We start from the raw sequence: 19,971 nt of genomic DNA on the forward strand, positions 1-19,971 counted from the left end.
GTACTCCAGTCGCACTTCGTGATCTGACGGGGCGACGGGTGACGTGGGGGCGCCGGGGCATGGGCGAGGCCCCCTGTTGATCATGGTGTTGTGACGCAACATGAAGATCAGGGGGCCTCTGCCGTCAGCATAGATCCCTCGCTGTTCCAGGAGAAGTTCGACGAGCTCGCCGCCGAACTGGCACCGCTGTTCGCCCGCCGTGAGCCGCGGGCGCACGCTGCGGCGTACGTGCGCGGCCTGCTGGCCGATCTGCCACGCAAGAACTGCTGGACCCTGTCCGAGCAGGCCGGAGCGGCGCGCGCGTTCGGGATGCAACGCCTGCTCTACCAGGCGGTGTGGGACGAGGAGGCCGCCCGCGACGCGGTGCGGCGCTTCGCCGTGCGCCACCTGGCCGCGCCCGGCGCGGTGCTGGTCTTCGACGAGACCGGCCAGGAGAAGAAGGGCAGCGTCACCGCCGGCGTCGGCCGCCAGTACACCGGCACGACCGGGCAGGTCAGCAACGCCGTGGTCGCGGTGTACTGCACCTACGCCAGCGCCCTGGGGCACTGCCTGATCGACGGCGACCTGTACGTCCAGGAGCACTGGACCAAGGACCCCGACCGATGCGAACGCGCGGGACTGGGACGGGACTTCACCTTCCACACCAAGACCGCGATCGCCCTGGAACAGGCCCGCCGCGCGGTGGCCGCGGGGCTGGTCATCGACTGGGCAGCCGGGGACGAGGTCTACGGCCGCAGCACCAAGCTGCGGGGCTTCTTCGAGGAGCAGGGCATCGGCTACGTCTTCGCCGTCGGCGTCAACTTCCAGGTGCCCACCAGCGTCGGACCGATCCGGGCCGACCTGCTCGCGGCGAAGAAGATCCCCAAGCGGGCGTGGAACCGGATCTCGTGCGGACAGGGCGCCAAGGGCCCGCGTGTCTACGACTGGGCCCAGGTCGCCACCAGCAGCCCCCGGCATCATCTGCTGGTCCGACGCTCCCTCGCCGACCCCACCGACCTGGCCTTCTTCTACGCGTATGTGCCCGAGGGCCGGTCGATGGCCCTGCCCGGCCTGGTCAAGATCGCCGGAATCAGATGGGCGGTGGAAGAAGACTTCGCCGACGGGAAGGACGCGGTCGGACTGGACCACACCCAGGCCCGGCGCTACCGCTCCTGGCGCCGGCACATCGTGCTCGCCATGGCCGCGCTCGCCCTGCTCGCCGTGATCTCCAGCCTGGACCGGCGCGTGCACCCGGCCCCGGTCCTGCCCGCCGACGGCGAGGCTGAACCACCCGAGGACTTCGGCCAGATCGCCCTGACCGTCCCGGAGGCCCGCCGCCTGTTCCAGCTCTTCACAGCCCTTCTGCGGGACCTGCCCACCACCCTCGCGGCCCGCCGCATGGCCTTCCACCTGCAATGGTCCGCCTGGCGACGCCGCCACCAAGCCCGCTCCCGCTGGCACCACTACAAGAAACGCCTTGCCGCCCTCGCATGACCTCCAGGCTCCACTGCCCCTCAGATCACAAAGTGCGACTGGAGTACTAGTGGACTCGTAATCATTGAGATCTAGAACGTATTCCAAGCGTTTCAGCGGGCCGAATGGACCTTCTCCATCAACCGTGACCCGATACTCTCGATCCAAGTCAGAGGCAAGGCGCTCCGAAGTATCGAACCGGAACTCGCGACTTCCGCCCGGCGGCAATGAAGCGATCCCAGATTTCAGGGCTCGACTGTCCGGCATCATAGGAAACTTGAGTGACTGTAGCGGTGGATGGAATGTAAGGCGCACATTTTCGGCGACAGTAGCGCCTTGGTTGACGACTACCAAGTTCAGCAGGTAACGGAAGCGCTCATCCTGCCTAACATCAACGAACACATACGGCTGCGCTGAATCCTTTCTAAGTTTCTCACTGATCTCGACTTGCCGTCGTGCAGATTCGGCTTGGTCTTCAGCAGCCTTGGCCTGATTTCTGGCTTCCCTGGCCTCCCAACAGGAAACCCAAACAGAAATTCCGGATACCAGCAGAGCCAGAACCGCAATAGCCAGAGCCCAGTCCACAAGTTCTCCAAACCCGAGAATCGATCACCCTTTAACTTACTGAGCAAGGAGCATAGTTCCGCGACTTCTCGCATCGGTGAGCGTGAAACCTGAATCCTTCTAAGGAGTGCCTGCCGTATGGCTGATAGTTTCTTGCCCATCCACCCGCGCAGCGGCGTGCGTGCCGTCGGATTTCGCCGTGATGGCCGCCCGATCTGGCCCATCAAGGGCGGCTCGGGCGAGGGCGGCGACCCGCCCACCCCGCCGGCTGGCGACCCGAACACTCCGCCGACCCGGGCCACACCGCCGGCGGGCGATCCGGCCGGCGAGCAGCAGCTCGCCGACGCCACCACCCGCGCCGAGCAGGCCGCGGCCGAGCGCGACGAGCTGCGCGCCGCCCTCGACGCCGTAACTCGCGCACTCAACCCCAACGGCGGCGAGGCCGAGCAGGACCCGACCAAGCTCGCCGCCGCCGTCGCCGAACGCGACCGGCTGCTCGCAGAGAACGCCGGCGCGCTCCGCTCGGCGCGCGTCGAGCTCGCCGTCGCCCGCGTCGCCGCCGACCAAGGCGCCCGCGGCGACCGCCTGCTCAACTCCCGCAGCTTCCTTACCTCGGTCGCCGACCTCGACCCCGCCGACGGCGGTTTCGACGACGCGCTCACCGCCGCGATCAAAGCCGCGGTCGACGCCGACCCCGACCTGTACCGCGCCGCCCCGACCGGGCCGCCGCGCGGGGGCGGCGAGTTCAACGGCCCGCCCGCCGGCGACCGCCGCCCGACTTCCCTTCACGACGCCGTCGCCGCACGCCTCGGCGGCTGACTCCCCTAGGAGAAACCTTTGCCCACCTCGCTTACCGAGGCCAGGAACAACGCCGTCGACGACGTCGACGTGCAGGTGATCGACGAGTTCCGCAAGTCCTCGGACATCCTCGACCGGATGACGTTCGACAACGTCGTCTCCCCTACAGGCGGCGACACCCTCACGTACGGGTACCGCCGGCTGATCAGCCAGCGCTCGGCAGACTTCCGCGCGCTGAACACCGAGTACACGCCGACCGAGGTCTCGACGCAGCGCTACACCGTCGACCTTGTTCCGCTCGGCGGGTCCTTCCAGATCGACCGGGTGATCGCCCGCATCGGGCCGGCCGCCTCGGGCGCCGTCACCCTGAACATGCAGCAGCTCATCAAGGCATCGCGGGCACGGTTCGCCGATGCTGTGATCAACGGCGACAAGGCCACCGACGCGAAGGGTTTCGACGGTCTGTCGAAGATCCTCACCGGGTCGAGCACCGAGTATCTGCCGCTGAACAACGGCATCGCCTCGGGCTATGTCGACTGGACCGGGATCACCGACAAGGGCGCCGCCCTCGCCGCGCAGCGCCACGTCGATGACTGGCTGTCGACCATGGATGACACGCCCGATGTGATCTACGGCAACCGCAAGACGCTGTCGCTGTTCAAGACCATTGCGGCGTGGACCGACCAGATCGACAAGTCGACCGACGCGTTCGGTCGCCCGGTTACTGCGTACAACGGAATCCCGCTGGTCGACCTCAAGAGCAAGGCCGGCGCGAACACAGACGTGATCGCGCTCGTCACCCGCGATCCGGACGGCGCCGGCGCCGGCGGGGACGTGACCGGCCTCGGCGACCTGTACGCGGTCCGGTACGGACTCGATGGCTTCCATGGTGCATCGGTCGGGGGCGGCTCGCCCCTGGTGAACACATGGCTCCCGGAGTTCGACCGGTCCGGCGCCGTCAAGACCGGTGAAGTCGAAATGGGCCCGGTTGCTCCGGTCCTCAAGGCCACCCGCGCCGCCGCCGTGTTCCGCAACATCAAGAGCGCGTGATGTCCATGAACATGCGCATCACTGCCCCAGTCGAGGACTTCACCGGCGAGGGGCCCGGCGGGGTCCCGTTCGTCAACGGCACCGCAACCACCAGCGATCCGGCAGTGATCGGCTACTGCCAGGGGGCCGGCTACACCGTCGAGCCCCTCGACCACGATCCGCCGGGCGACGAACCCAGCACCGCACCGGACGGCCCGCCCGACGACAAGTCGGCGGGCCGTTCTACTGCACGCAAGCCGAGGGGGTGACCTTGGCGCGACAGCCCTACGCCACCCCCGAGGCGCTCGCCGCATGGCTCGGCACCCCCGCCCCGCCGGATGCCGAGCGGCTGATCGCGCGGGCCGGCGAGGACATCGACAGTGCGCTGCTGACCGCGATCTACCCCGTCGACGACGACGGCGACCCGCTCGACGCGACGATCGCCGCGGCGCTGAGCCAGGCATCATGCGCGCAGGTCGAGCATTGGCTCGCCGCCGGCGACGACGGCACCGGGGCCGCGGGCAAGTGGGACTCGGTCTCGATCGGCCCCGTGTCTCTCTCCGGCCGAGCCGCCTCGACCGCGGGCGCGTCCGGCGTCGAGCTCGCCCCGCGCGCCGCCCGCGTGCTGCGCCGCGCCGGCCTCGAACCGGGGCCGGTGCTCCCGTGGTGACCCGCGTTCCGCCGTTCCTGCTGCGGCACCGGATCGGCGTCGAGCCCTACCTCGGCGATTCCGCGTACGGGTCCACCTACGGGCCCGCGGTCGAGGACGTGCCCGCCCTGGTGGACACCTCCCCGCGCATGGTGCGCGCCCCGGACGGGCGCGAGGTGCTCGCCGCGGCGACGTTCATCGCCGACCCCAACATCGACTGTCCGCCCGGATCGCGCGTGACGCTCCCCGATGGATGCACCGCGACCGCGCTCACCGTCGCCCGCCACACCGCCCCGGGCCTACCGGTGCCCGCCTGTACGGAGGTGAGTTGCGAATGAGTCGTGCAGCCCGTTCCCGCATCCGATGGAACGGCGACGCAGTCCTCGGCCGAGCTCGGCAGGGTGCCGTGCGCGGACTGCGGCTCGGCGCCGAGCACCTGCTCGCCGAGTCCCGTACTGAGGTCCCGATCGCCGAGGGCACCCTCGAACGCTCCGGTACCTCAACCGTCGACGAGCACGAGCTCGTCGCCGGCGTCACCTACGACACCCCGTACGCGCGCAGGGTGCACGAGGACTTGTCCGCCCGGCACTCCCCCGGACGTAAGGCCAAGTTCCTTGAAGACCCGGCCAACCGCGAGGCCGCGGTCATCGGCGAGTTGATCGCCGCACAGGTACGGCGGGCGCTGCGTGGCTGACCTGCTCGACGGCGTCGCCCGCTACCTCGACGAGCTCGGACTGCTCACCTACGACCCGACCGGTGTCGCCGGCGACACGTTCATCGAGACGTTGCCGCCCGAGCCGGCAGAGGCGGTCGGCCTGTGGCTGTACGGGGCCGGCGAGCAGGACGCCCGCAACGGCTACGACACCCGATCCCTACAGGCGCGCGTGCGCGGCACCTCCGATCCGCGCGTCTCGCGCCGCCGCGCCGAGGCCCTGTACGGCGCGCTGCACGGACTCGCCGGCCTCGAACTGCCCGACGGGACATGGCTCGTGCTCGCCGCCGCACAGGCGCCGGCGCCGATCGGCACCGACGCCTCGGGCCGGCACGAGCACACAGTGAACGTCCGCCTCGACGTGGCCAACCCCACCACCCACCGACCCGATTAGGAGGTACGTCTATGGCCGCGACCAGTCGGCCCATTGATGCCCGCGGTTGGCTGTTCGAGGTACTCGACGCCGCCGCCGCAACGGAAACATGGCTGCCGATCGCCGGCCTTACCTCGTTCACCCACAACCCCGGAGAGAACGAGGAAACGGCCGAGTGGACCGCTTTCGACAGTGAGGGCTACTACTCACAGGACGTGATGCAGCGCGGGGCAACCCTCGAAATCGAGGGGCAGTACCGCGTCGACAAGCCCACCGGCGCGCAGGATGCCGGGCAGGCATACGTCGACACCGTATGGGCCTACAAGCTCGGCAGCGACTCGAACAACAAGGTTCGGTGGCGCCACAAATCCCAGACAGCATGGGTCATTTGGGATGCCACCGTGACCCCGGGCGAGCAGGGCGGCGAGACCAACGACAAGACGTCGTGGTCCGCCACGATCACCCGCTCGGGCAAGCCGACCACGGCCGCCGTGGACGGTGGTGGTGCATGAGCGAGAGCCCCGAGCAGCTCGTCGAGGCCGCCGACTTTGACGCGTTCTTCGCCGAGCAGGCACCCGACCGGCCCCGTACCACGCTCACTCTGTACGGCCGCGACTACGTCCTGCCCGACTCCCTGCCGCTGCTGTTCACACTCCAGATGGAGCGCGTACAGGACTCCAGCGACCCCGACGACGTACGCACGATGCTTACGACGCTGTTCGGCGACGACGTCCTCGACACGTGGGCCGAGCACGGCATGACCGACCGGCAGCTCGGAATCGTGCTGATCTACTCCGCCGCCAACATCCGCAAGCCCGGCAACGTCACCATGCAGCGCGCGGCCGAGCTCTACGACCAGGGCGAGGCCGCCAAGGCGGGAAAAGCACCGGCCGCGAACCGGGCCGAGCGCAGGGCGAGCAGCAAGAAGAAGCCGAAGAAGGGGGCGCCGGCGCGTTCTGGCGCACGGTCCTAACCCATTGGACCGCGGTCGAGTCGGACCTCGCCCGCGAGTACAGCCTCGGCGCCGAGCAGCTCGCACAGCTGTCAACGCGCCGGTTTCTCGTCCTCGTCGCCGGCCTACCGGCCGAGGCCCGGTTCGCCCGCACGTGGGCGCGCACCCCGCGCGAGGTCGACAACCCCGCGGAAATCGCAGCGATCACCGGCATTCCCGCCGGCCCGAACGATGGGGGTGATGCGCTGTGACGCTCACCGTCGCCGAGCTGCTCGCCACCATCGACGTTGACGACCGCCAGGCCGAGCGCGGTCTCGCCCGCGCCGAGGCGAACGTCGTCGCCACGGCCGAGAACATCACCGCCGAGGCCGCGCGCGCCGGCGACCGCGCCGGACGGCAGCTCGGCGACGGCGTCGCCGACGGAGCTGAGGAGGGCGGTAGGGACGCCGGCGGCCGGCTGCGCGACACCCTGCGCGCGTTCGGATGGGCCGCGCTTGGCGCCACCGTCGGGGCGGCCCTGCTCGGCGGCGTGGCAAAGGCACTCGACGAGCAGAAGGGGAACAGCCTGCTCGCCGCGCAGCTCGGCGCGGACCCCGCACAGGCGAAACGTCTCGGCAAGGCCGCCGGCACCCTCTACAGCAAGGGCTATACCGACTCGGTCGCCGACGCCAACGAAGCCCTAAAGAGCTTGTGGCAGCAGGGTCTCGTGCCCGCGGACGCGACGCAGAAGGAGCTCGAAAAGGTCGGCGGCCGGCTCTCCCAAGTCGCACAGATCATGGGCGAGGAAGTCGGCCCCACCTCGGCCGCGGTCGGCCAGATGCTCAAAACGGGAATGGCCCGAAATGCCGAAGAGGCATTCGACATTCTCGTAAAGGGCACGCAGAACGGCGCCAACAAGGCCGAGGATCTGCTCGACGTATTCGGCGAATACGGTACCCAGTTTCGCGATATGGGTGTCGACGGAAAGCAAGCGATGGGGCTCATTCAGCAGGGCCTCAAAGCGGGCGCCCGCGACGCCGATATCGTCGCGGACGCGTTCAAGGAACTGAACATTCGTATCAAGTCGGGCGAGGCCGCCGACGGTTTGAAGTCCATCGGACTGAACGCCGACGAAATGGCCGCAGCGTTCAACAAGGGCGGACCGGCCGCAAACGCCGCACTCGACAAACTGATGGACCGCCTACGGGCGGTAAAGGACCCGACTGAGCGCTCGCGCCTTGCCGTTGAACTGCTGGGCACGCAGGCCGAGGACCTTTCCGGCGCGCTCTTCGCCCTCGACCCGAGCTCGGCCGTAAAGGCGCTCGGCGATGTCGACGGCGCAGCGAAGAAGGCCGGCGACACGATGCGCGATAACGCATCGACCCGGGTTACCGAGTTCACCCGCAGTCTTGAGCACGCGTTCGTCGACGTCATCGGCAACGTTGCGATACCCGCGCTGATGACGTTGTTCGACTGGCTCGGGCAGCTCGGTTCCGCCCTGGTGTCCGCGGCCGGTTTCGTCTCCGAGCACTCGACCGCGTTCACCATCGCCGCCGCCGCGATCACAACCCTGATGCTGCCGGCCCTGATCGGCCTTGCAGCACAGGCGTACACCACCGCGGTTGCCACGGTGACGAGCTGGGCGACGCAGACCGCGGCCGGTATCACCGCCGCCGCTCGGTTCGTCGCCACGAACGCCGTGATCCTGGCCGGATGGGTCGCGCAGGGGGTCGCCGCCGCCGGTACCGCGCTGCGCGTGGTCGGCGCGTGGGTCCTGATGGGCACGCAGTCGCTCCTACAGGCCGCGCGCATGGCTGCGGCGTGGCTCATCGCCATGGGCCCCGTGGCACTGATCATCGCCGCGGTTATCGGTCTCGTCGCGCTGATTGTCGCGAACTGGGACACCATCCGCGATGCGACGCTCGCCGCCTGGAACTGGATTTGGGAAAAGATCAAGTGGGTTGGCGAGAAGCTCGTCGAGTTCTTTCTCAACTTCACTTTGGTTGGCCTGATCATCAAGCATTGGGATTCCATCAAAGCGGGAACGCTGCGGGTTTGGGATTCCGTTGTTGCGTTCGTCAGGAGCCTGCCCGGAAAGCTCGTCAGTTTCTTTCTTAATTTCACGCTGGTCGGGCTGATCGTCAAGCATTGGGAGTCCATCAAGACCGGAACCGTGCGCAAGGCCGGCGAGATGCTCGCATGGGTGCGCGGACTACCCCGGCAGATCGCCGGATACTTCGGCAACTTCGGCTCGATGCTGTACGACAAAGGAAAGGATCTGGTCAAGGGCCTTTGGAATGGAATTCGAGGCATGGGAACGTGGCTGAAAAACCAGCTCATTTCCTTTGCCAAGAATATGATTCCGGGGCCTATCGCGCGGGCGCTCGGCATTCACTCGCCCTCGCGCGTGATGGCACGGGACATCGGCCGTTGGATTCCTGCCGGTGTCGTCGAGGGCATCCGCTCGGGACAGGGCGAGGTCGACCGCACCATGCGCACGCTCGTACCCGCCCCGACCATGCCCGGACCTGTGGCAGCGGGCGCCGGCGCGTACGGCTCGCCCGGCGCGCCCGGCCTCGGCTCGACTGCCGGCCCCATGGTCCGCATCGAGCATTGGCACGCCGCGGACACCGGCACCCCGGAGCAGAACGCGAACGCGCTCGCCTGGCACATGAAGACAAGGGGGTGATCCCGTGGCCGTAGGTTCCCGCGTCACCCTCCCCGGGCACGTCCAGTTCGGCGACGAGCTGCTGCTCGGCCCCGGTACCCCGTACCGGTGGCGCTCCCTGTCCGGGTGGGAGGAACTGCCCGCGCTCGACTCGGGCAGCGTCAACCGCTCCGACGCGCACGGCGCCTTTGTGGGCCGGCTGCTCGCGCAGCCGCGCACGGTCACGCTCGACGACGTGACCGTGCGCGCCCCGGCCGCGACGATCGGCGCCACGGTCGGCGCGCTGAACGCTGCGACCGCCGTTTCCGACGTCGAGCAGCCGCTCGTCGTCTGGCTCGACGAGCGCGGCCCCCTGCTCGCCTTTGCGCGGGTGGTGCGCCGCGTCGTCCCAGTCGGCCGCGGCTACCGGCTCGGCACCATCACGGGCGCCGTCGTCCAGTGGGAGGCATCCGACCCGCGCCGTTACTCGCTCACCGAACAGCAGCGATCGGCGACCCTCGCCGCCCCCGGCATGGCCGCGCACAACCCGGGCGACGCTGCGGCGCACCCCGTGATCACCTTCCGGGGCCCGGTCGAGCGGCCGAGCCTGACCAACACAGCCACGGGGGATGTCCTCGAATACGACGTCGACCTCGCCGCCGGCGAGCTGCTGCGCGTGGACACCCGCGAGGGCACGGTCGCCCTGGGCGAGCAGAACGTGCTCTACACCGCCACCAACCGCAGCACACCCGAGCAGGGATTCGCCCTCGCCGCCGGCACAACACCGCTCACCTTCGGCGCGGCGGCCGGCTCCATCGATCCGGCCGCGTCCGCCACGGTGCTCTACCGCGCCGCCTACTGGTAAGGAGATCTCCCCATCAGCCATGCCCTGTACCGGGTGATCCTGTGTGACCTGCGGTCCGACGCAGTGCTCGACGTCCTGCCGCTCACCGACGTGGCGCTCGACGACTGGATCGGCAAAACCGGCGCGCTGAACGGCACCGTTCCCCTTCCGAACGCCGACCTCGCCGCCCGCGCCCGCCGCGCCGCCGTACCCGGACGTACCGCGGTATGGGTCGAGCGCGGCCCCGAAATCTGGTGGGGCGGCGTGCTGTGGACCGCCAACGTCACCAGCGGCGACCGCGGGTTTCTCGGCCTACAGATACAGGCCGGCGGCTGGGCGTCCTACCTCGATCACCGCGTCGTCTACCACTCCCAACAGGCTGTGCAGACCGACCAGTTCGACATCGTGCGCGGACTGATCGACTACGCCGCGAGCTTCCCCGGCGGAGACATCGGCATCACCTACGGCACCGAAACCTCGGGCGTCCTGCGCGACCGCACGTACCGCCGCTACGACCAGCCGCGCATCCGTGATCTGATCGACCAACTGGGCTCCGTCGAGGGCGGGTTCGAGTGGCGCATCGCCAGTGAACGTGACCCCGACTCGGGACGCAGGGTCAAACGCTTGCAGCTCGGCTCACCGGTCATCACCGCCGGTACGAGCGACATCGTCCTCGACCGCCCGGGGCCCATCCTCGCCTACGGCTGGCCCATCGACGCCACCGTGCAGGCCAACGTCTGGCAAGCCCGCGGCGCATCCGACAACGCAAACCAGACGGCCGAGTCCCTGCCGCTGCTCTCCTCGCTGCTCGTCGACGACCAGCAGATCGCCGACGGATGGCCTCGGCTCGATGGCACCTCGGACTACTCCACCGTGAGCGAGCAGACCACCCTCGCCACGCACGCAACCGCCGACCTCACCGCCGCCCGCACCTCGCAGACCATCCCCGAGGTAACGGTCGCCCTTGACCGTGTCGCCCTCTCCCCGGCCTTGCTCGGCGCCACGGTCCGCGTCCGCATCCGTGACGACTGGTTCCCCGAGGGGCTCGACGAGCGGTACCGCGTGGTCGGCCTCGCGATCTCCCCACCGCTGCGCGGCCGGCCCGAAACCGCCCGCCTGTACCTGGAGGCCGCCTAGTGGCTGCAATCCCGCTCGACCTGCTCGACCGTATGCGCGCGCTCGAACGTGAGGTGCGAACGCTGATCGGCCGCGCCAACATCCGCCCCGCCCTGAACGAGATCACCAACGGCCCGGTAAAGATCGCCGAGGGCGGCACCTTGGAAGTGCTCGCGCCGGACGGTACCGGCATTTTCGGAGTCGGCGAACTGTGGGACGGCGCCTACGGCACCAAGATCCAGCGATCCGACGGAACCCTCGCGTTCAACACGGGCGGTTCCGGCGAGGGCTCCAACATGATCCGCACGTTCGACCGCGCCGGAAACGTGATCGTCATGGACGACTACTACACGCAGCGGTTCCTCGGCCGGCCGTGGATGCCCGTTCCGCTCTACCCCACCAAGCAGCAGGGCACCGAGTCGACGAACTACCAGCCGGCATGGGTGGGAGGCGCCCCCGCACACAACGCCGTCATGGTGCTGCGCGTGTCGAGCATCGCCAGCACGGGCGGGGGGCAGGTTCGCGTCTCCATGCTCCCGCCCTCGGGCGGCACCGTCGTATTGGCCGAGTACGACATCCCCGCCAACACATGGACGAGCAAAACCCACACGTGGCCGCTGCACAACGTCGACCACCTCGAATACGTGGGATGGCTCATCGAGCACAGAGTCAAAAGCAGCGGCGCAGGTATCGAGACGCGCCTGTTCAGCAGCTACACCCGCAACACGTTCACCGCCGACGAGGCGCCCGACCCTCCGGCGAACGCCGCCACAGCAGCGGCGCAGACGCTCACCGAGCCGGCCCCGCCGAGTGCCGAGCCACCGGCCGAGACCGTCAAGCCGGGGCTGCACATCATCGACGACTAAGGAGGCTGCCCCCTGCTGCCCGAAGCCATCCCCACCGTGACCGTGCGCGGCCGGTACCTCTCCCCCGACGGCCGGCCCCTGTCCGGCTCGATCACCTTCCGCGCCCCCGCACAACTCACCTTCCCGCAGTCCGACGTCATCCTCGGCGGACCGGTCACCGCGCCCCTCGACGCCGAGGGCTCCATCGCGGTCACACTGCCGGCCACCGACGCACCCAACATGGACCCCGTCGACTGGGCGTACGTCGTCGCCGAGCAACTCGCCGGCATCCCCGCCGGCCGCTCGTACAGCGTCGTCCTACCGTCCGCGTATCCCGAGGTCGACCTCGCCGACATCGCCCCGACCGACCCCGCCAAGCCGACCTATGTCGGCGTCCCAGGTCCCGAGGGACCGCAGGGCCCGGCCGGCACCCCGGGCAGCAGGATCTACAACGGCACCGAGGCGCCCGACGCCGCCCTCGGCGTCGACGGCGACCTATACGTGCGCTACGAGACAACCGTGTTCCTCGGCGTCACCAGTACCACCGTCACCACGTGGCAGAAGACGGCCGGCGCATGGGGGCAGCTCGCCGGCGACATCCGGGGCGCGGCTTGGTACGTCAACAACACGAGCACGTCGAGCAGCACCACCCGGCCCGGCGACCTGCTGCTGCGGACCGATACCGGCGACGTCTGGCAGCGCGGCGCTTCCGGGTGGGGCGCGTCCGTCGGGAACCTGAAAGGGCCCAAGGGTGACCAGGGCGACACCGGGCCCACCGGAGCGGCCGGCGCCCCGGGCGTCGTCCAGAGCGTCAACGGTAAGAGCGCCGCCGACATCGTCCTCGACGCCGCCGACGTCGGCGCCATCCTGACCACCGCGGCCGGCGCCGCCGGGGGCGTGGCGCAGCTCGACGCGTCCGGCAAGGTTCCGGCCGCGCAGCTCCCCGACTCGTCGGGCGGGGGCGCCGTCGACTCTGTCAACGGACAGACCGGCGTCGTCGTCCTGGCCGCGGCCGACGTAGGCGCCGCCGCCGCCGACCACACCCACACCGCCGCGCAGGTGGGCGCCATCCCTACCACCGCACGGGGCGCAGCGTCCGGCGTCGCGTCCCTCGACACCGCCGGCCGGATACCCGTCGAGCAACTCCCATCCACGGCCACCCGGAACATGTGGACACCGGCCGCCCTCGGGTTTCAGGCGTGGTCGTGCGACCCCGCCCACGTCTCCAACCCCACCACGGTCAAGGCCGCCGTACTGAAACGCATCTACATGTGCGGCATCTACATATCCGAGCCGACCCCGGTCAATCGCGTGGTCATCTTCGCCCGCGGCTGGGCGGGCTCAACGGCCGTTCCTGCCGCACGGTTCTATGCCGGCATCTACAACGATTCAGGCGCGCGCGTCGCGACCTCGGGGCAGGTGTCGAGCCTGCCCCCGGCCGGACAACTCACCGGCACCGCCCCGGGCGGGAAGAACAACCACATCGGCGCCGTACCGATTGCCTTGCCGAGCACCGTCACGCTGCAACCGGGCCGGTACTGGGCTGCGTTCCTGCTGTCCGCCGGCTCTGCGACGGACTTCTACTACATGCACGTACAAAACGAATCACCGAGCGCGCCGGCCAACTTCTTTTTGGGCACGACGTTTCAGCGCGCGTGGTGCGTCGACAACCAAACGTCGCTGCCGAGCACCGTCAGCCAGTCCACGGGCGAGGTAGGGCTCGACCCGGCGATCATGGCACTCGCTCTCGTCTGACCCGACCCACCCACCGCACGCCCCGGCATCGCCGAGGGCGTTTTTTCATGTCTGGAGACAGCCCCTATGGCACCCCCGTTCAGCCCTGATCGGCTCGTCGAGATCCTGCGCGCCGAGGGCGTGCGCGTCGTCGAGTACGGCTCATGGCGCACCCGCAACCGCAATCACAAGGGCAGCTTTGGCCCGATCAACGGCGTGATGATCCACCACACCGTTTCCAGCGGCACCGACGCCTCGGTACGGCTCTGCTACGACGGTTACGCCTCGCTCCCCGGGCCCCTGTGTCACGGCGTGATCGCAAAGGACGGCACGGTCTACCTGATCAGCGCCGGCCGCGCCAACCACGCCGGAGCCGGCGACGACGAGGTACTGCGCGCAGTCGTCGCCGAGCGCGAGCTGCCGGCACCGAACGACCGTGCGGCCGACGGGAACGTGCACTTCTACGGGTTCGAGGCGATCAACCTCGGCAACGGCCGCGACCCGTGGCCCGAGGCGCAGCTCGACGCCATCGAGCGCGCCTCGGCGGCGATCTGCCGCGCGTACGGCTGGACCGCGGCGAGCGTGATCGGTCACAAGGAATGGACCTCGCAGAAGGTCGACCCGCGCGGTTTCAGCATGACCACCATGCGCGAGCGGATCGACCGCCGCCTCGGCGCCAAGCCCGAGCAGCCCAAGCCGACCCCGCCGCCGGCCCCGCGGTACGAGCCGTTCCCGGGCGCCGGCTGGTTCCGGCGCAACCCGCGCTCGCTGATCGTGACCGCCATGGGCCGCCGGCTCGTCGCCGAGGGCTGCTCGGCCTACCGCTCGGGCCCCGGGCCGCAGTGGACCGAAGCAGACCGGCGTAGCTATGCCCGGTGGCAGCAGCGCCTCGGGTACCGCGGCGCCGACGCCGACGGATGGCCCGGCCAGAAGTCGTGGGCCGCGTTGAAGGTCCCCAAGGTCTGACTTCCCCGCGCCCGCCCGCACCCTGCGGGCGGGCGCCTCCCCCTTCCCTCCCCTGTAGAAAGAGGTACCGCCACATGACCGACGCTTCTCGTCGCACCCTCCGCACCATCGTGCAGACCGTTCTCGCCCTCGCCGCCGGACTCCCCCTGATCATCGACGCCGCCGGCATCCCGCAGACCGCGGCCGGCGTCGGCCTCGCGCTCGCCGTCGCCGGTGGCGTCACTCGCGTCATGGCGCTGCCTGTCGTCGAGGCTCTGCTGCCCGCGTGGTTGCGCGCCGCGCCGAACGCCGACGACGAGCTGCTCGCCCTCGACCGTGACCGGGACGGGCGCCCGTGACCGACCCCACCCCGGGCGACGTCGCCCTCGAACTGGAGAGGCTGCGCGGCGTCGTCGAGGCAGGATTCGCCCGCACCGACGGCTCGCTCGCCCTGCTCGTACAGCGCAGCGACCAAACCGACACCCGCCTCGCCGACCACGAGCAGCGACTCGACACCCTCGAAAAGACCCGGTGGCCACTCCCGAGCGTCCTCGCCCTGGCCGCCGTGATCGGCCTCGCCCTCACCCTCTGGCAGACGGCCACCCGCTGAACAGAGGGCGCCCCCGCAGACCGGCCTCGGGCCGGCTGCGGGGGCGCTCTTTGTCGTTGTCCGGTCCCTACGCTGCGGCGACCAGTTCCCGGGCGCGCTCGTTGAAGTCGGCGACAAGGCGGTGCGTACCGAACGGCCGCATCCGGCGCTGCAAGTCCTGAACCGCCTCGACGCACCGCGAGCTCTTGACTTGACGCGACAGCGTCAGCGTTCGCAGCCCCGCCGAGTGCGCTGCTTCGAGGTCGCCACGCTGGAGATGAGAGACGGCGAGGGCGGCCTGCGACATCGCTCCTCGGCGGGCCCGGCGCTGGTTGCGAGCGTGGTTGATGGACTGCTGTGCGTGCTCCTCGGCGGCTGCTGCGTCGTCGAGGTCGCGGAAGGTGTTTGCGTGCTCGCCGTGCAGGTACGCGGGGTCGATGAACGCGGCCCACTCCGGTTCGCTCTGGAGCTGTACCCGGCTGTACGCCGCTTCGGATTCAGCCACCGCTCGGGTTGCGGCGGAATTTTCGCCGAGCTTGGCGAGGGCCCGAGCCTCAAGTGCCCACAGATCAGCCATGCACGCGGGCGACGTGTTCTTGCCGAGTCCAGCGCGACCGGCCTGCGCGAGCCGCCGCCCCTCCATGGGGTTGCCGAGCAAGGTGGTCTGATCGGCCATGCCGGCGAGGACATGTGCACCGAGTGCTGCGTTACCGGATTCTTCGGCGAGCCGAAGCGACTGGATCAAGTAGCGCTGCGCGGTCCCGTGCTCCCCGTTGTCGTAGCTCATCCAACCGAGCAGATACGTCTGCTCGGCCGCCGCCTCGCACAAGGCCCGCCGAACCTCCTCCGAGTAGCTTTCGCGCAACAGCGGGAAGACGTGCTGGTTCATGTACTGAGCGAGGATGAGACGTCCCGAGCCGCCGCCTTGTAGTACGTCCATCTTCTGGAACTCGCCGAACATGTTCTTGACTGCGGACACGTCCTCAAGTCGGACGCGCCGGCCCGGCTCGGGGTGCTGGTCAAGCGTGTTGAGTAGCCAGTCTCGCGACGGCCCCACAGCGGCGACGGCGGCAAAGGGCGCCGCTGCCAGGAACTTTCGACGGTCCACGTCGGCCCTCCCCAAATCGGCAACGGCTTCAACCGTAACGGCGAAGGAGGAGTTGTAGGAGAGCGAGCGGTCTGCCGTGCCGCCCTCCGGAAAGCCCAAATCGTACGTAGTGACCCGGAACCCAACCTTCGCCGAAATGACGTCGGCGATGATCTCGGGCACAGGCGGGCGCGGTTGGAGTCCGCTCAGCCATCGCCGTACAGCCGTTGCGTCAGGCTGGATATGCGGCTGACCCCATACCTGAGCTGTGGCTTTGATCTGGCGAGCCAACTCCTTGTTGCTCATGCCGGATCGCTCAAGCCACCCTGCAAGATCAGTGTTCGGCGACGTCATGCTCGGTACCTACCCCTTCGACAGGTGCGGTAGTTCAAGTGCCACCCTTTGCCACCCCCAATGAAGGTACCCCCGCTGTCCGCCCCGCGGTTGCCTAGTTGCTCGAACCAACGGCGCAGGCAAGGGGGTTGAACTCATGCCGAGATCGGCGGCGCAGCGGTTCCCGCGAGCAGACGGCGCGGTACCCGAGGCGCGTTCCTTCTTAGGCGGCGTACTTGCGGAGTGGGACATTACCGACCGCTCCGACGATGCGGTGCTCTGCCTCTCCGAGCTTGCGACCAACGCGGTACGGCACGGCGCGCGCGGTGGCTTTCTCGTCGAGGTCTCTCTCGACGACGGGCGCTTGCGTGTCGAGGTGCACGACGCAGGGGCGGGGAATCCCCGCCCCGGGCGACCGAGTGAAGACGACACCGATGGGCGAGGGCTGCTCATCGTGTCGTCGCTTGCGGACGGATGGGGGGTGACGCCGCACCACCCGTGCGGCAAGACCGTATGGACGGAGTTCAAGACGGAGGAGAGCAAGACACCGATCGGCGTGATCCCATGCTGATCGAGATCGCGCCCGTACCGACCGCCGGCCTGCTGGCATCGCTCGGGGCTTGGTTCTGGGTCGACCCCACCGAGGCCGGGCACGTTGCCTTCCTCCTGCTTACCCATCCTCCCGCCCGCCGGGAAGGTGAGTCGCCGGAATCCGTCGAGGGACACATGCGCGGCCTCGCCTTGGCTCTGGAGCTCGCCCACCCCTCGAACCTGCTCCCCGACATCGGGCCCCGACTCGCCGTTCACGGACGGTCCGCGCTCCTGAGTCTCGATGGTTGCCGTACTTCACTCCACGTCCCGGTGAGCACCGAGTGGTCGCGGTTCGTCACTGGCGGCGCAGCGGTAGCGGTCGCGGTCGGCCTCGACCCCCTGCTACCGCGCACGCCGTTCGCCGCTGTCCGAGCGTACGTATCAGAAGGGGCACAGCACGGACGTCTGTTCCTTGGCAAGACCCGCGCTCTGCCCGCCCGGAGATTCACCGGAGTAGGCGGCCCGCCCATCTGACAGCAACGGGCCGCCTCTCACACCACTACACCCATAGACCCGACGGCCGCGGTCACGACCGCCGGGCAGCGAAGCCAACAGCTGACTAGGAGCTGATGACGACATGCGCGACCTTATCGCCTGTCTCTGGATCTGGTTAGGGCCAGGCATCTGCCGGACCCTCCGCGTCATACGCCAGCGCTTATCCGAGTGGCGCAGGCGCCCCGCCCTCTCCCCGCGCCTTCCCTCGGTCCTCCCGCCGACCCCCGCCTATGCCCGTCGACCGCTCCCCTCCCACGTGCGCGCCCGCCTGCTACCGATCGACGGACACGCCTACTTTCTGCGCCCGTATGTGCAGCCATACGCCCCAGTGGTCCACCGTGGATAGCGCCGCCGTACTCGTGCGGTGCGGGATCTGCGCGGCGCTCGTGCCGTACGACGACATCGCGACCGGAACGTTCGTTTGGTTCGATGATGACGGGCGCGAACGGATCGCGAGACGACGCTCGTGCAGTGACGTCGTCGCCTGCTACCTCCGGACCGGCGACCCGATCACCTGGCAGCGCCTCGGGGGCTCACTCCCCGTGGGCGTCGAACCTCCCCCGGGCGCCCCGGTGGTCAAGTGCACCGTCTGCGACGTCGCGGCGCGCGTGGACGACCTGGTCATCGCCCGCGAGCTCGATGACATCGATGACGTCTGGTACTCCTCCGTCGTCTGCGCGGACGAAGACGCCTGTTACGACCGACAGATGCTCTATCCGTACCGGCCGGAGCTCCCCGAGTGAACGCGCCCGGACAGCCGTCGGTCAAGCGCACCCGCCGTCCGGGCAACGCTCCCCCCTCGCCGTGCGCACCGCGGCGTGTAAGGCCGCACCCGACCTCAAACTGCCCAGCGCCGACCGCGAGTTCGAGGCCCTGTGTCGCCAGCGAGCGCCCACCCGTACCGAGCTGCACACCCTTACTCTCCTCACCCTGACTTGGGGGGCACATGCCCGCGCCACCGCACGATCTGATCGTTAGCCCGTTCCTCGACGAGTACCTCGTGCTGCGCCCCGGAGACTCCAGCGGAGTCAAGATCAAGGGCCACCACTACTTGGAGTTACGCCAAGCGGTCGCCGACGAGACTCTGCCCGAGTGGCTGCGCAACGCCGCGCGTCGGCGGTGGGGACTCGACCTCGGCGACAAGCGGCCGAGCACCGCCGTACTGGTCCGCGATCCCTCGCCGTACGGCCACGGTCGGGCCTCGTACGAGGTGAACGCCGGCTGCAACTGGAACTGCGACCACTGCGTCTACGGCGACAAGATGCACGAGGGCCTCGCATGGGAACCGCGCGAGCGGCTGCTGCACACCCTGCGCGACGCTGGCGTTCTGTGGATCGAGCTCGGCGGCGGCGAGTGCACCATCGACCCCCATTTCCCCGAGACATACACGCTCGCCTACGACCTCGGGATGATGGTGGAGATCCTCACCAACGGATCGACGCTGCGCCGACCGGGCATGCGCGCCCTGCTCGCCACGCGCCGGCCCTACCGAATCACCATGAGCGTTTACGGGGCCACCGAACCCACCTTCGACGCCTTCACCAACCGCCGTGGCGCCTTTCGCGCGTTCATGCGCGGACTGCACGCCGCCCGCGAGGCCGGCCTGCCGCTCTCCCTAAGCGTCGTCATCACGCGCAAGAACGCCCACGAGGCCGAGGCAATGCGGGCCCTGGCCGAGGAGTTCGCCCCGCGCGTCCGCGAGTACCGGCACATGTCGCCCACCTTCGCCGGCGACGACGACCCCCTCGCTCAGCAGGCACCCGAGTACCTGCACAACCGAACCCCCTTCACCGGATGCGACGCCGGGCACACGTCCCTGAACGTGACCCCCTTCGGCCTGGCGACCGTCTGCAAAGTCTCCCGCGACCATCCGATTCCACTCCTGAAAGAGGGGGTCGCGGGTCTATCCCGGCTCGGGAGCTTCGCCGACCGAGCGCTACAACGTCACAGCGGGTGCAGTGGATGCGCTCTCCAGAAGACATGCACCACCTGCATGCCGCTCGTGAACCTGTACCGCAAGGCCGGCTCGCCCCTGGATCGGTACTGCCAACACGCCTGAGAGGAGATACAGCCATGGCACCTGTAGCGACTGCACCCGTCGCCGTACAGATCACCACCCGGCCGGACGTCGAGGACGAGATCGAGTTCGTCGACGACCTCGACGCCGTCGCCGGGAACGAGGTGATGCGCGGCTGCGGCGAAGACAACCCGTACTAGGCCGACCCGTCATACCGAGG

General features: G+C 69.1%; 24 protein-coding genes. 23 read left to right on the forward strand and 1 reads right to left on the reverse strand.

All coding sequences use genetic code 11. The features are described 5' to 3' along the window. The first annotated feature begins 90 nt into the window (after positions 1 to 90). From FVS66_RS11175 to FVS66_RS11260, 18 genes are all read left to right on the forward strand, one after another. Complete coding sequence (locus FVS66_RS11175) at positions 91 to 1,473, forward strand: IS701 family transposase (protein WP_149180870.1); 1,383 nt, start codon at positions 91 to 93, stop codon at positions 1,471 to 1,473. 681 nt (positions 1,474 to 2,154) lie between these two features. Then, entirely contained in the window at positions 2,155 to 2,835 is a 681-nt protein-coding gene (locus FVS66_RS11180; RefSeq protein ID WP_149180871.1) for a hypothetical protein, read from the forward strand. A gap of 18 nt (positions 2,836 to 2,853) precedes the next feature. After that, positions 2,854 to 3,864, forward strand: coding sequence for a major capsid protein (locus FVS66_RS11185; protein ID WP_149180872.1), 1,011 nt, complete (start codon positions 2,854 to 2,856; stop codon positions 3,862 to 3,864). After that, the gene (locus FVS66_RS11190; RefSeq protein WP_149180873.1) at positions 3,864 to 4,112 is read left to right on the forward strand and encodes a hypothetical protein; all 249 of its coding nucleotides are present in this window, start codon (positions 3,864 to 3,866) and stop codon (positions 4,110 to 4,112) included. The genes FVS66_RS11185 and FVS66_RS11190 overlap by 1 nt, the downstream gene beginning before the upstream one ends. Positions 4,113 to 4,114: 2 nt before the next feature. Further along, on the forward strand, positions 4,115 to 4,513 hold the full coding sequence (locus FVS66_RS11195; RefSeq protein WP_149180874.1) for a hypothetical protein: 399 nt from the start codon (positions 4,115 to 4,117) through the stop codon (positions 4,511 to 4,513). Then, positions 4,507 to 4,830 carry a hypothetical protein gene (locus FVS66_RS11200; RefSeq protein ID WP_262386928.1) on the forward strand — a complete coding sequence of 108 codons (324 nt, stop codon included), beginning with the start codon at positions 4,507 to 4,509 and terminating at the stop codon, positions 4,828 to 4,830. The genes FVS66_RS11195 and FVS66_RS11200 overlap by 7 nt, the downstream gene beginning before the upstream one ends. After that, positions 4,827 to 5,186, forward strand: a complete 360-nt coding sequence (locus FVS66_RS11205; RefSeq protein ID WP_149180875.1) for a hypothetical protein — start codon at positions 4,827 to 4,829, stop codon at positions 5,184 to 5,186. Before FVS66_RS11200 ends, FVS66_RS11205 begins: the two co-directional genes overlap by 4 nt. Continuing rightward, on the forward strand, positions 5,179 to 5,598 hold the full coding sequence (locus tag FVS66_RS11210; protein WP_149180876.1) for a minor capsid protein: 420 nt from the start codon (positions 5,179 to 5,181) through the stop codon (positions 5,596 to 5,598). Before FVS66_RS11205 ends, FVS66_RS11210 begins: the two co-directional genes overlap by 8 nt. A gap of 11 nt (positions 5,599 to 5,609) precedes the next feature. Beyond that, positions 5,610 to 6,089, forward strand: a complete 480-nt coding sequence (locus tag FVS66_RS11215) for a phage tail tube protein (RefSeq protein ID WP_149180877.1) — start codon at positions 5,610 to 5,612, stop codon at positions 6,087 to 6,089. Further along, positions 6,086 to 6,550, forward strand: coding sequence for a hypothetical protein (locus FVS66_RS11220; protein ID WP_149180878.1), 465 nt, complete (start codon positions 6,086 to 6,088; stop codon positions 6,548 to 6,550). Before FVS66_RS11215 ends, FVS66_RS11220 begins: the two co-directional genes overlap by 4 nt. Before the next feature lie 226 nt (positions 6,551 to 6,776). Continuing rightward, a complete protein-coding gene (locus FVS66_RS11225; RefSeq protein WP_149180879.1) occupies positions 6,777 to 9,197 on the forward strand; it encodes a phage tail tape measure protein in 2,421 nt (806 codons plus the stop codon). 4 nt (positions 9,198 to 9,201) lie between these two features. Then, a complete protein-coding gene (locus FVS66_RS11230; RefSeq protein WP_149180880.1) occupies positions 9,202 to 10,020 on the forward strand; it encodes a phage distal tail protein in 819 nt (272 codons plus the stop codon). Between the two features lie 24 nt (positions 10,021 to 10,044). After that, positions 10,045 to 11,136, forward strand: a complete 1,092-nt coding sequence (locus tag FVS66_RS11235; RefSeq protein ID WP_262386942.1) for a hypothetical protein — start codon at positions 10,045 to 10,047, stop codon at positions 11,134 to 11,136. A 32-nt stretch (positions 11,137 to 11,168) separates the two neighbouring features. Continuing rightward, a complete protein-coding gene (locus FVS66_RS11240) occupies positions 11,169 to 11,981 on the forward strand; it encodes a hypothetical protein (RefSeq protein ID WP_149180882.1) in 813 nt (270 codons plus the stop codon). Positions 11,982 to 12,017: 36 nt separating this feature from the next. Beyond that, on the forward strand, positions 12,018 to 13,715 hold the full coding sequence (locus FVS66_RS34920; RefSeq protein ID WP_187645476.1) for a collagen-like protein: 1,698 nt from the start codon (positions 12,018 to 12,020) through the stop codon (positions 13,713 to 13,715). A 66-nt stretch (positions 13,716 to 13,781) separates the two neighbouring features. After that, positions 13,782 to 14,660 (forward strand): peptidoglycan-binding protein, encoded by an 879-nt coding sequence (locus FVS66_RS11250; RefSeq protein WP_149180883.1) that lies wholly within the window; start codon positions 13,782 to 13,784, stop codon positions 14,658 to 14,660. Between the two features lie 74 nt (positions 14,661 to 14,734). Next, complete coding sequence (locus tag FVS66_RS11255) at positions 14,735 to 14,998, forward strand: hypothetical protein (RefSeq protein WP_149180884.1); 264 nt, start codon at positions 14,735 to 14,737, stop codon at positions 14,996 to 14,998. Beyond that, positions 14,995 to 15,249, forward strand: a complete 255-nt coding sequence (locus FVS66_RS11260; protein ID WP_149180885.1) for a hypothetical protein — start codon at positions 14,995 to 14,997, stop codon at positions 15,247 to 15,249. Before FVS66_RS11255 ends, FVS66_RS11260 begins: the two co-directional genes overlap by 4 nt. Before the next feature lie 67 nt (positions 15,250 to 15,316). Here the strand turns inward: FVS66_RS11260 and FVS66_RS11265 are convergent, their stop codons facing one another. After that, positions 15,317 to 16,669 carry a transcriptional regulator gene (locus FVS66_RS11265; protein ID WP_149180886.1) on the reverse strand — a complete coding sequence of 451 codons (1,353 nt, stop codon included), beginning with the start codon at positions 16,667 to 16,669 and terminating at the stop codon, positions 15,317 to 15,319. A 136-nt stretch (positions 16,670 to 16,805) separates the two neighbouring features. Between FVS66_RS11265 and FVS66_RS11270 the strand changes: the two genes are divergently transcribed. The 5 genes from FVS66_RS11270 (at position 16,806) to FVS66_RS34925 (ending at position 19,951) form a co-directional block, all read left to right on the forward strand. Beyond that, on the forward strand, positions 16,806 to 17,219 hold the full coding sequence (locus tag FVS66_RS11270) for an ATP-binding protein (protein ID WP_149180887.1): 414 nt from the start codon (positions 16,806 to 16,808) through the stop codon (positions 17,217 to 17,219). Continuing rightward, entirely contained in the window at positions 17,213 to 17,713 is a 501-nt protein-coding gene (locus tag FVS66_RS11275) for a hypothetical protein (protein WP_149180888.1), read from the forward strand. The genes FVS66_RS11270 and FVS66_RS11275 overlap by 7 nt, the downstream gene beginning before the upstream one ends. A gap of 359 nt (positions 17,714 to 18,072) precedes the next feature. Then, the gene (locus FVS66_RS11280) at positions 18,073 to 18,477 is read left to right on the forward strand and encodes a hypothetical protein (protein ID WP_149180889.1); all 405 of its coding nucleotides are present in this window, start codon (positions 18,073 to 18,075) and stop codon (positions 18,475 to 18,477) included. A 203-nt stretch (positions 18,478 to 18,680) separates the two neighbouring features. Continuing rightward, positions 18,681 to 19,793 carry a radical SAM protein gene (locus tag FVS66_RS11285; protein ID WP_149180890.1) on the forward strand — a complete coding sequence of 371 codons (1,113 nt, stop codon included), beginning with the start codon at positions 18,681 to 18,683 and terminating at the stop codon, positions 19,791 to 19,793. 14 nt (positions 19,794 to 19,807) lie between these two features. Further along, positions 19,808 to 19,951 carry a hypothetical protein gene (locus FVS66_RS34925; RefSeq protein ID WP_187645477.1) on the forward strand — a complete coding sequence of 48 codons (144 nt, stop codon included), beginning with the start codon at positions 19,808 to 19,810 and terminating at the stop codon, positions 19,949 to 19,951. Positions 19,952 to 19,971 lie beyond the last annotated feature (20 nt).

This window comes from Streptomyces sp. TRM49041 (assembly GCF_008271805.1).
GTDB lineage: Bacteria > Actinomycetota > Actinomycetes > Streptomycetales > Streptomycetaceae > Streptomyces.

What these genes read in the sequence shown, in the direction of transcription:
- FVS66_RS11240 (WP_149180882.1), top strand. Translation starts at nt 11,169, where the DNA reads ATGCGCGCGCTCGAACGTGAGGTGCGAACGCTGATCGGCCGCGCCAAC.
- FVS66_RS11215 (WP_149180877.1), top strand. Translation starts at nt 5,610, where the DNA reads ATGGCCGCGACCAGTCGGCCCATTGATGCCCGCGGTTGGCTGTTCGAG.
- FVS66_RS11190 (WP_149180873.1), top strand. Translation starts at nt 3,864, where the DNA reads ATGTCCATGAACATGCGCATCACTGCCCCAGTCGAGGACTTCACCGGC.
- FVS66_RS11250 (WP_149180883.1), top strand. Translation starts at nt 13,782, where the DNA reads ATGGCACCCCCGTTCAGCCCTGATCGGCTCGTCGAGATCCTGCGCGCC.
- FVS66_RS11275 (WP_149180888.1), top strand. Translation starts at nt 17,213, where the DNA reads ATGCTGATCGAGATCGCGCCCGTACCGACCGCCGGCCTGCTGGCATCG.
- FVS66_RS11180 (WP_149180871.1), top strand. Translation starts at nt 2,155, where the DNA reads ATGGCTGATAGTTTCTTGCCCATCCACCCGCGCAGCGGCGTGCGTGCC.
- FVS66_RS11255 (WP_149180884.1), top strand. Translation starts at nt 14,735, where the DNA reads ATGACCGACGCTTCTCGTCGCACCCTCCGCACCATCGTGCAGACCGTT.
- FVS66_RS11270 (WP_149180887.1), top strand. Translation starts at nt 16,806, where the DNA reads ATGCCGAGATCGGCGGCGCAGCGGTTCCCGCGAGCAGACGGCGCGGTA.
- FVS66_RS11285 (WP_149180890.1), top strand. Translation starts at nt 18,681, where the DNA reads ATGCCCGCGCCACCGCACGATCTGATCGTTAGCCCGTTCCTCGACGAG.
- FVS66_RS11220 (WP_149180878.1), top strand. Translation starts at nt 6,086, where the DNA reads ATGAGCGAGAGCCCCGAGCAGCTCGTCGAGGCCGCCGACTTTGACGCG.
- FVS66_RS11265 (WP_149180886.1), bottom strand. Translation starts at nt 16,669, where the DNA reads ATGACGTCGCCGAACACTGATCTTGCAGGGTGGCTTGAGCGATCCGGC.
- FVS66_RS34925 (WP_187645477.1), top strand. Translation starts at nt 19,808, where the DNA reads ATGGCACCTGTAGCGACTGCACCCGTCGCCGTACAGATCACCACCCGG.
- FVS66_RS11205 (WP_149180875.1), top strand. Translation starts at nt 4,827, where the DNA reads ATGAGTCGTGCAGCCCGTTCCCGCATCCGATGGAACGGCGACGCAGTC.